Annotated in this window: 12 protein-coding genes and 1 riboswitch; of the genes, 8 read left to right on the forward strand and 4 right to left on the reverse strand. The window is 38.5% G+C overall.

The genetic code is table 11. From position 1 onward, the window contains the following. Positions 1–4 precede the first annotated feature (4 nt). The 3 genes from AAJG31_RS19170 to AAJG31_RS19180 all read left to right on the forward strand — a co-directional run bounded on the left by AAJG31_RS19170 (position 5) and on the right by AAJG31_RS19180 (position 2,358). Positions 5–928, forward strand: a complete 924-nt coding sequence (locus AAJG31_RS19170) for an aminopeptidase (RefSeq protein ID WP_279495810.1) — start codon at positions 5–7, stop codon at positions 926–928. 202 nt (positions 929–1,130) lie between these two features. Continuing rightward, on the forward strand, positions 1,131–1,598 hold the full coding sequence (locus AAJG31_RS19175; RefSeq protein WP_054549912.1) for an NUDIX domain-containing protein: 468 nt from the start codon (positions 1,131–1,133) through the stop codon (positions 1,596–1,598). Beyond that, positions 1,582–2,358 (forward strand): prolyl oligopeptidase family serine peptidase, encoded by a 777-nt coding sequence (locus AAJG31_RS19180; protein ID WP_048391082.1) that lies wholly within the window; start codon positions 1,582–1,584, stop codon positions 2,356–2,358. The genes AAJG31_RS19175 and AAJG31_RS19180 overlap by 17 nt, the downstream gene beginning before the upstream one ends. Positions 2,359–2,423: 65 nt before the next feature. Here the strand turns inward: AAJG31_RS19180 and pckA are convergent, their stop codons facing one another. Next, complete coding sequence (gene pckA, locus AAJG31_RS19185) at positions 2,424–4,010, reverse strand: phosphoenolpyruvate carboxykinase (ATP) (RefSeq protein ID WP_048391084.1); 1,587 nt, start codon at positions 4,008–4,010, stop codon at positions 2,424–2,426. A gap of 389 nt (positions 4,011–4,399) precedes the next feature. After that, positions 4,400–4,518: riboswitch (SAM riboswitch) on the forward strand. Between the two features lie 258 nt (positions 4,519–4,776). Here pckA and metK point away from each other — a divergent pair. Next, positions 4,777–5,973, forward strand: a complete 1,197-nt coding sequence (metK, locus tag AAJG31_RS19190; protein WP_004225981.1) for a methionine adenosyltransferase — start codon at positions 4,777–4,779, stop codon at positions 5,971–5,973. A 179-nt stretch (positions 5,974–6,152) separates the two neighbouring features. Here metK and AAJG31_RS19195 read toward each other — a convergent pair whose 3' ends face one another. Further along, positions 6,153–6,665, reverse strand: coding sequence for a gamma carbonic anhydrase family protein (locus AAJG31_RS19195; RefSeq protein WP_016994472.1), 513 nt, complete (start codon positions 6,663–6,665; stop codon positions 6,153–6,155). A gap of 133 nt (positions 6,666–6,798) precedes the next feature. Between AAJG31_RS19195 and AAJG31_RS19200 the strand changes: the two genes are divergently transcribed. Beyond that, positions 6,799–7,605: an alpha/beta hydrolase gene (locus AAJG31_RS19200; protein ID WP_279495806.1), complete on the forward strand. Its 807-nt coding sequence runs from the start codon at positions 6,799–6,801 to the stop codon at positions 7,603–7,605. A 126-nt stretch (positions 7,606–7,731) separates the two neighbouring features. Beyond that, the gene (locus tag AAJG31_RS19205; protein WP_048391090.1) at positions 7,732–9,240 is read left to right on the forward strand and encodes an alanine/glycine:cation symporter family protein; all 1,509 of its coding nucleotides are present in this window, start codon (positions 7,732–7,734) and stop codon (positions 9,238–9,240) included. A gap of 62 nt (positions 9,241–9,302) precedes the next feature. Here AAJG31_RS19205 and AAJG31_RS19210 read toward each other — a convergent pair whose 3' ends face one another. Then, complete coding sequence (locus AAJG31_RS19210) at positions 9,303–9,881, reverse strand: class I SAM-dependent methyltransferase (protein WP_048391092.1); 579 nt, start codon at positions 9,879–9,881, stop codon at positions 9,303–9,305. Continuing rightward, positions 9,878–10,834 (reverse strand): TIGR01212 family radical SAM protein, encoded by a 957-nt coding sequence (locus tag AAJG31_RS19215; protein ID WP_048391094.1) that lies wholly within the window; start codon positions 10,832–10,834, stop codon positions 9,878–9,880. Before AAJG31_RS19215 ends, AAJG31_RS19210 begins: the two co-directional genes overlap by 4 nt. 225 nt (positions 10,835–11,059) lie before the next feature. Between AAJG31_RS19215 and AAJG31_RS19220 the strand changes: the two genes are divergently transcribed. Together AAJG31_RS19220 and AAJG31_RS19225 are read left to right on the forward strand one after the other, a co-directional pair. Continuing rightward, positions 11,060–12,238, forward strand: coding sequence for an MFS transporter (locus AAJG31_RS19220; RefSeq protein ID WP_048391096.1), 1,179 nt, complete (start codon positions 11,060–11,062; stop codon positions 12,236–12,238). A gap of 147 nt (positions 12,239–12,385) precedes the next feature. Further along, on the forward strand, positions 12,386–12,733 hold the full coding sequence (locus AAJG31_RS19225) for a metalloregulator ArsR/SmtB family transcription factor (protein ID WP_048391099.1): 348 nt from the start codon (positions 12,386–12,388) through the stop codon (positions 12,731–12,733). Positions 12,734–12,788: the final 55 nt, after the last annotated feature.

The following is a 12,788-nucleotide window of genomic DNA, read 5'->3' on the forward strand; positions in this document are numbered from 1 at the left end:
TATTATGCATCATTTACATGATATTGCACTAAATGTTTTAAAAGGCAATTTAAATGTTCAATCTTCTGAGTCACTATTAATTTTGACAGATAGCCACAAACAAGACATCGCAAAAATTTTTTATGAAGCTGGACTGTCAATTACTGCAAATACAATGTTCATGGTGATGCCCCTGTTAGAGAAATCTGGGCAGGAGCCAATCCATGCAGTTTCTGAGCTTATGGCAAATGCCGATGTTACACTGTGTATTACCTCCCACTCCCTAACACATACACTGGCTCGTAAACATGCCTGTGAAAAGGGTGGACGTGTAGCAACAATGCCAGGGGTAACATTGGAGATGCTAGAGCAAGGTGCCCTTCATGCAGATGCACAGGAGATCGAAGCTACGGTAGAAAAATATGTCCTTTTACTTAATACGACAAAAGATATTCGTATTGTCAAGGATGGTCATGAGCTGACGTTTAGTGTAGACGGCCGTTTCGGAATTCGTTCTACAGGGGTTATTCGTCAACCTGGTGAGTACGGGAATATTCCTTCAGGAGAATCGTATATTGCACCAATAGAAACATCTGCGAATGGAGAGATTTTAGTAGATGGCTCTATTGCTAATATTGGTGTTTTAAAGGAGCCATTATTATTAAAAATAAAGAATGGTCGCTTAGAAGAAGCAATCGGTCCTGATGGTCCACCACTACTGGCATTACTTGGTGAAGGCAATGGTAGAGTCATTGCAGAGTTTGGCATCGGAGCCAATAAAAGTGCTATCCTATGTGGCAATGTATTAGAGGATGAGAAGGTGTATGGGACCATCCATATCGCTTTTGGCAGTAATGCGCCATTTGGTGGAGCCAATGCGTCAGATGTTCATATTGATTGTGTTGTGAAAAGTCCTATCGTCTATTTTGACGGTCAGCAAGTAATCTAAAGAAAAGCGTGTCTTCCTATGAAGCACGCTTTTTTTCATGCTTTACAAGACTGTAGCTTAGGGTTGCTTGTCATTGTAGGTTTACAATATAGTTAATATAGATAGGAATAGGAATGATGATTAAATTCCGTCCATAAAATAGAAGTAATGATAAAGAAAGTAACTTTTGTTTTGCAACAAGAAAGAACGTGAGGTTGAAGAGATGTTAACATTTACAGATTTACATGGCCTACAAGTAGATTTGAGTTTTACAAGAGGCGAATTTAAAGTAGAACCTAAACACGTCCTTGTCCTTTTAAAGCATGAAAATAAATGGTTATGTACTGTCCATAAACGACGTGGTGTAGAAGTGCCAGGAGGGAAATTAGAAGAAGGGGAAACCTTAGAGGAGGCGGCGATTCGAGAAGTTTTTGAAGAGACGGGTGTTCATGTGAAGAATCTTCAATGGTTTGCAGAGTATGCAGTGTATGATGAAATCGTTTTTTGTAAATCCGTTTTCACTGCACAATTTTTAGCGCAAGAGGATATAGAATTTGATTTAGAAACGTCAGGCATGCTTTGGTTAACCGATGAAGAATTTGCTCAGCATCCTAACTTGAGTTTTCACATGAAGGATGAGGGGATGAAGAAAATGCTGGAGGAGCTGAAACATCGTGACACACAATGGTGATATTATCGAAAAACGCCCCTATCCTTCACCAAATCCAGCTATACGTTTAACGGAAATAACCTATCTTTCACAGGGCTTACGTATAAAAGGACTATTAGCAGAGCCAAAGACTGAAGGTACATATGATGGCTTTTTATATTTAAGAGGCGGCATGCAAAGCATTGGGATGGTAAGACCCTCTCGTATTGCACAATTTGCGGCGCAGGGCTTTATCGTATTTGCCCCATATTATCGTGGGAATCGTGGGGGAGAGGGGCGTGACGAGTTTGCAGGGGCAGACCGTTACGATGCGGTCTATGCCGTAGATGTACTCAAACAATTCTGCAATGACAATATCCATGTTTTTGGTTTTTCACGAGGTGGTATTATGGCTCTGTGGACAGCTATTTTAAGAAGGGATATTACTTCTGTTGTAACATGGGCAGGTGTTTCTGATGCAACGGCCACTTATTGGGAGCGTACAGATATGCGCAGAATGATGAAGCGTGTTATTGGAGGAACACCTAATCGTGTACCAGAAGCGTATGATGCAAGAACACCACTTTTTGAGATAGAGCGTATAACAGCTCCCGTTCTTATCATTCATGGCTATCGTGATGAAAATGTGGATATTGAACATGCCAGACAATTGGCATTTTTTTTAGAGGAAGCAAATAAATCATTCGAAACTTGGTATGATCTTAACTATGCACATCAATATCCACCAGCAAAAAATCGTGAAACTGTCCGTGCTCTTTGCAAGTGGATGAAACAACAATAAAGCATAGAGAAAACAAAAAGACAAAGGGAACGAATAAATTGTTCCCTTTGTCTTTTATATAGACGTTATTTTAATGGACCACCAAGTGTAGTGATGGCTTCAGAAACGTTTGAGAATTTCTTGAAGTTTTCGTTGAATAAGCCTGCAAGCTCAGCAGCTTTTGCATCGTATGCAGCTTTATCTGCCCAAGCTTCACGAGGATTTAACACTTCTGAAGGTACGCCTTCAACTGCTTTTGGAATGTGTAAACCAAACACAGCATCTTGTGTTGTTTCAACATCTGCTAATTTACCATCGATTGCTGCACGGACCATTGTACGTGTGTAAGATAGTTTCATACGGCTACCTGTGCCATATTCGCCACCAGTCCAACCAGTGTTTACTAAGTATACCTGTGCACCGTGCTCGTCAATTTTTTGTCCTAACATTTCTGCGTATACTGTTGCAGGAAGTGGAAGGAATGGAGACCCGAAGCAAGTAGAGAATACTGGTTCTGGCTCAGTCACACCACGTTCAGTTCCAGCAAGTTTAGAAGTGAACCCGCTTAGGAAGTGATACATCGCTTGTTCTTTTGTTAATTTACTGATTGGAGGTAACACGCCAAATGCATCAGCTGTTAGGAAGATGATTGTTTTTGGATGACCTGCAACAGAAGGATCAACGATATTTTCGATGTATTGGATTGGATAAGCTACACGTGTATTTTCTGTTAGTGAACCATCATCATAGTCACAAATACGAGTTTCTGGATCAACAGCTACGTTTTCTAATACAGAGCCGAAGCGGATTGCATTGTAGATTTCTGGTTCTTTTTCAGCAGAAAGGTTGATTGTTTTTGCATAGCAGCCACCCTCAATGTTGAATACACCATTATCAGACCAACCGTGTTCATCGTCACCGATTAGCTTACGATCAGGATCAGCTGATAACGTCGTTTTACCAGTACCAGATAGACCGAAGAATAACGCTACATCGCCAGCTTCACCAACGTTTGCTGAGCAGTGCATTGAAAGAATACCTTGTTGTGGTAATAAGTAGTTCATGATACCAAAGATAGATTTTTTCATTTCACCAGCATATTCTGTACCACCAATTAAAATAATTTTCTTTTCAAGTGATACGATGATGAATGTTTCAGAAGCAGTACCATCAACCGCAGGATCTGCTTTAAAGTTAGGAGCTGAGATGACAGTGAAGTCGGCAACATGAGAAGCTAATTCATCTGCTGTTGGACGGATAAATAATTGATGAGCAAAAAGATTGTGCCATGCGTATTCATTGATAACTTGAATGCTTAATTGTGAGTCTTTGTCAGCACCTGCAAAGCCTTTGAATACGAATAACTCGTCACGTTCTTTTAAATATTTTATTACTTTTACATATAGGTTATCGAACACTTCAGAAGAAATCGGTTGGTTGACTTTACCCCAGTCAATTTGATCTTTTGTGCTTTCTTCTTCTACCGTATATTTATCTTTAGGTGAACGACCAGTGTATTTGCCAGTTTCTGCACGAACTGCGCCATCTACTGTTAACATTGCTTCACCACGAGATGTAGCTTTTTCTGCTAATTGTGGTACTGAAAGTTGAACATTAATGTTACCGCCGTTTAATAATTCCTTCAGTTCGTTTGCAATTTCTACTGAATTCATCGATTAAATACCATCCTTTTTTATAGTATTCCCTTGATTTAGAGGGATTTTTTCTTAATTTCAAAAATAGTATAACACAATTGCTTAAATAATCTATACTAATTAAGAAATTATTTTAGAGTTTTTACCACTTTTCAATAAACTGACAAAAAATAATGTTTTTCGAGTAGAATACCATCAATCCTACTGTAATTAGGCACGAAAATTGAGCCACACATATGTTACCACAAGTAGCTAGGTATGTTGTAGGGATTAATTTGCTTCTATTTACATCATCATCCAAGTATGAAAAGTTTTTGTGTAATAAGTTCTTTCCTTTCTATACAGTAATACATAAGAAAATATTTGACAACGTTCGACCTTTTCAGTAACATGAGATTGAACGGATACTCTTATCCCGAGCTGGTGGAGGGTCAGGCCCTGTGAAACCCGGCAACCTGCATGAACTATTTCACGACATGCGTTGGTGCCAACCTGATGCAAGGGAACATCCCTTGAACGATAAGAGTGAAAGGTTACGCAGTCATTATTCCTTTCCTCATGTAAAGTAACGTGAGAAAAGGATTTTTTTATTGTTAAAAATCAATGTAAAGGTAAGTATATGTAGTTCTTTCCTTATTATAATGACGGATCTTTCGAAATCCTCGTGTTAAAAGCAGCAGTAACGGCTTGAGAGTTCAATCCTTAGGAGCGGACTTGACATGGGTAATGAGTACCGTATTCATACACAACTACTTATTGTAAGAGTATTTAGGAGGAAAACCAAATGACAAACCGTCGACTGTTTACATCAGAGAGTGTAACAGAAGGACATCCAGATAAGATTTGTGACCAAATCTCGGATGCCATTTTAGATGCTATTTTAGCAGAAGATCCAAATGCACGTGTAGCGTGTGAAACAACTGTAACAACAGGATTAGTATTAGTAGCAGGAGAAATTACTACTTCTACTTATGTGGATATTAAAGGTATTGTTCGTGACACTGTAGCTGAAATTGGCTATACACGAGGTAAATATGGCTTTGATGCTGAGAACTTAGCGGTGCTTGTGGCAATTGGCGAACAATCACCTGATATTGCTCAAGGTGTTGATCAGGCATTAGAGGCACGTGAAGGCTCTATGACAGATGCTGATATAGAAGCAATTGGTGCTGGTGACCAAGGCTTAATGTTTGGCTATGCATGTAATGAAACACCAGAGCTAATGCCATTACCAATTAGCTTGGCACACAAATTAGCACGCCGTTTAACAGAAGTACGTAAATCAGGTGAACTTGCCTATTTACGTCCTGATGGTAAAACGCAAGTAACGATTGAATATGATGACAATAATGTACCGGTTCGCGTGGATACAATTGTTATTTCAACACAGCATGATGAAGAAGCAACACTTGAACAAATTCAAGCAGATTTAAAAGAATTTGTTATTGCACCAGTTGTACCGAGTGAATTATTAGATGCTAATACGAAATACTTCATCAATCCAACTGGCCGTTTTGTAATTGGTGGGCCAAAAGGTGATGCTGGATTAACAGGACGTAAAATCATTGTTGATACATACGGTGGTTATGCACGTCACGGTGGTGGTGCCTTCTCAGGTAAGGATGCAACCAAGGTAGACCGTTCGGCGGCATATGCAGCACGTTATGTAGCGAAAAACATCGTAGCAGCTGGCTTAGCAGAGCGTGCTGAAGTGCAACTTGCCTATGCGATTGGCGTTGCTCAGCCTGTTTCCATTGCTGTCGATACATTTGGCACAGGTAGAGTGAAAGAAAGCGAGATCGTTGAATGGGTACGCGAGCTATTCGATTTACGCCCAGCAGGTATCATTAAAATGCTTGATCTTCGTCGTCCAATTTATAAACAAACTGCTGCGTATGGACATTTTGGTCGTACAGATTTAAATGTACCATGGGAGCAAATTGATAAAGCAGACGCGCTACGAGAAAAAGCACGTTTATAAACTATTGAACTAAAGTAATGAAGTCATTAGAAAATTATTCTGATGTATTAATAAGCAAAGGGGCAACATTGCTCCTTTTGTTTTTTTTACAAAAATACCTCGCTAGGATTCGTGAACATATTCGGTACACGAAAACGCGAGGGATTTTTTCGTTAGTATTGATTTTTTGTGTAGGTTATTTATTTCTGAAGTGATTTATAATATTGACCTTTTTCTGCGTATTCTCGTACGATGCGTTCCATATCCTCTTTATCTTCAGCATTTAATTCTCGGACAACTTTTGCTGGACGACCTAATGCTAAACTATTTGGAGGAATGACTTTACCAGGAGGTACTAGGCTTCCAGCTCCAATAAATGCACCTTCTCCAATCTCAGCTCCGTCTAAAATAATGGATCCCATACCGATTAAGGCATTTTTGCGAATTGTACAACTATGTAAAGTGACTTGGTGTCCAACTGTTACCTCATCTTCAATAATGAGCGGATATTTTGGGCTTTGGTGTAAACAGCAAAGATCTTGGATACTGACACGTTTACCAATAATCGTTGGGGAAACATCACCACGAATAACCGTATTAAACCAAATGGTTGTTTCGGCGCCAATTGTTACGTCGCCCGTAACAGTTGCGTAGTCAGCAATGAAAACAGACGGATCGATCTTTGGCGTTTTATCTTTAAATGGATAAATCATGAAAATCGCCTCTTTTCTTTCTATAATGTAGTATTATCGTATCAAATACGCAACTTTATGGAAATATAAAATTAAAATGTGCTATTTATTTCGATATAATCAAAGTGTAATTATTTTTTAGGAGGACTATGTAATGTGGAAATGGGAAGCTGATGGACAAGCAAAAGCTGTGATTGCTATTTTTCATGGTGCTTATGAAAATCACCGTTGGTATGCATGGCTGATAGAGAAATTAAGATTAGAAGGCTTCCACATAGTCATGGGAGATTTACCGAATCATGGGGGTAATGCAAGGTTTGCTCGAGTCCATGATGAAGACTTCAAATTGTACAATAAGTATACAAGAAACCTGATTGAAAATGCTTTTTCATATAATTTACCAACCTTTGTAATAGGGCATGGACTAGGTGCAACATTAATCCTCCATACACTGCAAAAGAGACAATATGAATGTGCAGGCATTATTTTAACATCACCTTGGTTGCAACTAAAGCTATTACCAGGTAAATTAACAAATGCTTTAACAAGTCTAAGTGCGTTAACGGCCAATGTTAAATTGACACATGATATTACATTAGAGAAATTAACGCGTAGTGTTGAAGGCAGAGAAGAAATGAAAGATGATGTACCGCTCATGACTGTAGTTTCTGTGAAATGGTATCGAGAACTTCAGCAGATGATGAAAAATTTAGTGATGCTGCCTAAAGGTGAAATGCCTAATATGCCTATGCTAATTATGACAGCTGAGAAGGATAAAATTACGGACACTCGCCAAACTCGAAATTGGCTTCATCAACAGGAATTCACGGAATTTCAGTTTAAAGAATGGGCAAATTGTTATCATAATTTATTTCATGAGGGAGAGCGCGAAGAGATTTTTATGTATATACGAGATTTTATTAATAATGCTCTTCGAAGAATTGGTTATATAATTAAATAGGTTTATACCCTTCCATTTACTAGGTTACTTACTTAAATATTGTTACTTAAAAATAATATTGCAATTTTCAGAAAAGTGTAATACTATAATGACTTAAAGTAAGGTAATTCAAATTGGAGGGGTAAAATGGATGTAATTGTAGAGAAGTTGAATGGTATTTTATGGGGACCATGGTTTATTTATGGCATCTTATTAATTGGGTTATTTTTCTCAATTATTACAAGGTTCCTACAAGTAAGGCACATTAAAGATATGTTTGTTTTAATGTTTAAAGGGGAGAAGTCAGAAAAGGGAATATCTTCATTCCAAGCAATGTCTATCGCATTATCAGGACGTGTAGGTACAGGTAATATTGCTGGTACTGCGACAGCGATTGGAATGGGAGGACCTGGTGCTGTCTTTTGGATGTGGGCAATCGCTTTCATAGGTGCGGCTACCGCGTATGTAGAGTCAACATTAGCTCAAATCTATAAAGAAGAGAAAGATACAGAATATCGTGGTGGACCGGCCTTTTACATAGAAAAAGGAATGGGCCAAAAATGGTTTGCAGTTATTTTTGCTGTGGCGGCTTTAATAGCAATGTTAATTTTGATGCCTGGTGTGCAGTCGAATGCCATCGCAGGTGCTGTTGAAAACGCTTTCGGTTTGGAAACATGGATCACAGGACTTATTATTGTTGTTTTATTAGGTGCTATTATCATCGGGGGTGTTAAATCAATCGCAAATGCTGCCCAGATTATTGTACCGTTTATGGCATTAGCCTATATCATTATGGCCATTATCATTATTTTTATGAATATTTCACAAGTACCAACGGTTATCGGATTAATTTTTTCTAGTGCATTTGGGGCTCAAGAAATTTTTGGCGGCATTATTGGTTCAGCGATTGCTTGGGGTGTTAAACGTGGAATTTACTCTAATGAGGCTGGTCAAGGAACTGGTGCTCACCCTGCGGCAGCTGCGGAAGTATCACATCCTGCTAAGCAAGGAATTGTACAAGCGGCGTCTGTTTATATTGATACATTATTAATTTGTTCTGCTACGGCATTTATGATTTTATTTACAGGCATGTACAATGTACAAGATGAAAAGGCAGCTGAGGGAGCAGATCCATTTATCCATATTGGAGAATTTAATAGTGGTGGATTAGCAGGCGATGAGCAAATGACTTTTGCGAAAAGTATTGAAGCAGGTGCAGCCTATACACAATATGCAGTTGACTCATCATTACCTGGCTTTGGTGCTCCATTTGTAGCCATTGCGTTATTCTTCTTTGCCTTTACAACAATCATGGCTTACTACTATATTGCAGAGACAAATGTCGCTTACTTATTTAGAGGTAGCACAGAAAAGGTATTCATTTGGATTGCGAAAATTGCCATTTTAGTTGCAGCCTTTTATGGTACAATCCGTACGTCTGGTCTAGCATGGGCAATGGGAGATGTAGGTCTTGGTTTGATGGTTTGGATTAACGTTATAGCTATTTTAATTATCATGAAACCAGCTATTGTCGCATTAAAAGATTACGAGAAACAGAAAAAAGAAGGAAAAGACCCAGTCTTTGATCCTCGTAAACTAGGAATTAAAGGTGCAGATTTCTGGGTTGACTATAATGAAAAACGCAATAACAAGTAGATAAAGAGCAAGGGCGATCAGCTAGTTTGATAGAAACTAGCTGATCGCCTTTTAGCATGTAATTATTGAATAGGATGTTCTTTCATTTTCTCTAATGCAATGACGAAGGGTGGATCATTTTGTTGATTCAGAAATGCATATTTTAAGACATGAACATATTTTTGTGGCAGTTGGCTTACATAATCAATGACCTTATCACGCTCTTCTTTTCCACCTGGATGACCATGATAAATAACAAGAACAATCAAACCGCCCACTTTTAAGAGCTTTAATATATTCTCAATGGCTTGGATTGTTGTATTAGGTCTTGTAATAATATCATGGTTGCTACCAGGTAAATAGCCGAGATTGAAGATTGCCGCAGTTACAGGCTTGTGTACAAACTGTGTAACTTCTTCATGCCCTTTATTTAAAACGAGTGCTCGATGTTCTAAACCATGATCTAAAAGTCGGAGGAGTGTCGCGTCAACCGCCTCTTTTTGGACATCAAAGGCATAAACTTGCCCTTCATCCCCAACAAGCTGTGCCAGAAACAATGTGTCATGGCCGTTTCCAGCAGTTGCATCAACAACTGTATCTCCCTCTTTTATATTATCTTTTAATAACTGCTGGGCATATTGTAAAACGCGTTGTAGTATCATTTCATAACCTCTGCCTTATACAACTTCCCTTGCCAACTACCACGACGTTCAAGCTCAGCATCAATGCCATTCAGTACTTCCCATTTATTTACACTCCACATGGGTCCAATCATTAAATCAATCGGTCCATCACCTGTAATACGATGAATGACCATCTCTGGTGGTAAAATTTCTAATTGGTCTGCTACTAGTTTTGTATATACATCTTGATCTAAAAATTCTAGCATACCTTTTTCATATTGCTTCACCATAGGCGTTCCTTTTAATAGATGAAGTAAGTGGATTTTAATGCCTTGGACATCTAATTGTGCAACTGCTCGTGCCGTTTCCATCATCATGTCATAGTCTTCGAGAGGCAATCCGTTAATGATATGTGAGCAAACACGAATGCCATGCTTACGCAATTTTTCAACGCCTTCCACATACGTTGCATAATCATGGGCACGATTAATAAGATTAGCCGTTTTCTCATGCACCGTTTGTAGACCGAGCTCAATCCATAAATACGTCCGCTCATTTAGCTCTGCTAAATATTCGACAACATCATCGGGTAAACAGTCAGGACGAGTAGCAATAGAAAGACCTACTACACCTTCTTGCGCTAAAGCTGCTTCAAATTTTTCTTTTAAAACTGGCAAAGGGGCATGTGTATTTGTGTAGGCTTGGAAATAGGCCATGTATTTGCCATCCTTCCATTTCTGGTGCATTTTGTCTCGGATTTCAGCAAATTGAACATCAATTGGATCTACCTTATTACCAGCAAAATCACCAGAACCTGCAGCACTGCAAAATGTACAGCCACCGAAAGCAACTGTGCCGTCGCGGTTAGGGCAATCAAATCCTGCATCTAATGCCACTTTAAATACTTTATGACCAAATTGGTCACGTAAATAGCGATTCCATGTATAGTATCTTTTCCCCTCTGAAGGAAAAGGAAAATTCGTCTCTGTCATTTATTTCACTCCTCTAACGCTCTATTCTATCATGTGCATTTCGTTCCGTCATGGGGTAAGGGTAATATCATGATTTGGATAAAGAAAAATGGAAAGGAACAAAACTAAATACGATTGAAAATAGGATAGAAGTCTTGTAAAAAAGGTAAAATTATTTTCCTTGTACTTTTAAGTATTTCAGCATACACTAACTATTTAGAGAAGCGAAATAATGGAGGTCATCCTATGCCAAAACGTGTTTGGTTTTTAATTATCGGAATGCTTGTGAACACAACAGGCAACTCTTTTTTATGGCCTTTGAATGCCATTTATATGCATGATTATTTAGGCAAATCTTTAGCTATGGCTGGTTTTGTCTTAATGCTGAATTCTGCTGCTGGAGTATTAGGTAATCTATTAGGTGGTTACTTATTTGATAGAATTGGTGGCTATAAAGCTATTATGCTTGGTATCCTTTTAACGATTGCTTCATTAATTGGCTTAACAATTTGGCACGGTTGGCCACATTATGTGTGGTTTTTAACGATACTAGGCTTTAGTGGGGGCATTGTTTTCCCAGGTATGTTTGCCTTAGCTGGGGCTGCCTGGCCAGAAGGTGGACGTAAGGCTTTTAATACTATCTATTTAGCACAAAATGTCGGTGTTGCCGTAGGTCCTGCCCTTGCAGGTATAGTGGCAGATTATCAATTTGACTATGTGTTTAAAGTGAATTTAGGTATGTATATTTTATTCTTTTTCATTGCCTTATTTACATTTAAGCGTTTGGAGGCGGGCAGTATTGCACCTAAAAATGTCTTGAGCGAAAGTAAGCGAATCGTAAACAAGGCACCTTTCTATGCTTTGTTAATAATTAGTGCATCCTCCGTTTTATGCTGGCTAGCATATTCACAATGGAGTGCAACCATTTCATCTTATACACAAGATTTAGGATTGGGATTAAAGCAATATAGCTTACTTTGGACAATCAACGGTCTTCTAATTGTCATTGGGCAACCACTCATTGCACCGCTCGTAAAGCGGTGGGAACACAATTTAAAGCGTCAGTTAGTATTTGGTGTAACGCTGATTGCACTTTCCTTTGGTATTATTGCCTTTGCAAACGATTTTAAAATGTTTGGAGCAGCGATGCTTGTCTTAACATTTGGTGAAATGTTTTATACGCCTGCATTACCAACGATTGCTAATCAACTGGCACCAAAAGGTCGTCAAGGATTCTATCAAGGGATTATCAATAGTGCTGCTACTGGAGGACGGATGATTGGTCCACTATTTGGTGGTATTATGGTAGATCAATTTGGCATGATTCCTCTCGTTTTAACATTGGTGGTCATCGTACTATTGGCGATTATTCCATGTTTAACATACGATTATCCTTTAAAGAAGAACAAAATAGTAGCAGATTAATAATGTCGCACTGAAAAGAGCAAAAACGAGTGTTAAGCACTTGTTTTTGTTCTTTTTTTAATAGTAGATATTGAAAAAATGTTGTAACAGGATTACAATCATACATATTCAAATATTTGAATATGTAGTTATATGGAGGGGTTTTTTATGGACGAGGGCTTACAACAGTTTAAAGCGGATTTTTTCAAAGCATTAGCACATCCGTTACGCATCAGAATACTTGAACTCCTTGTAGATGGACAGAAAAGTGTCAATGAGATTCAAGATTGCTTAGAGAAAGAGGGTTCTGCCGTTTCTCAGCAATTAAGTGTATTGCGTGCTAAAAATATTGTTTATGGCGTGAAGGAAGGAAAAAAAGTTTATTATTCTTTAAGTGACCCAATGATTGGTGCATTACTTGGGGTGGCAAAGGATATTTTTAATAACCATTTGGTTAATACCATTTCGAGATTAGAGGAAATGACAAGTAATGAAGGTGACGAAGAGAATAAGTAAATCAATGATGATGAAAAATTGGGCTTTGCTTATTATTTCGAAGGGAAGATTTATC

It is taken from the genome of Lysinibacillus sp. BS3, from assembly GCF_039614735.1.
GTDB classification, from domain to species: Bacteria; Bacillota; Bacilli; order Bacillales_A; family Planococcaceae; genus Lysinibacillus; species Lysinibacillus capsici.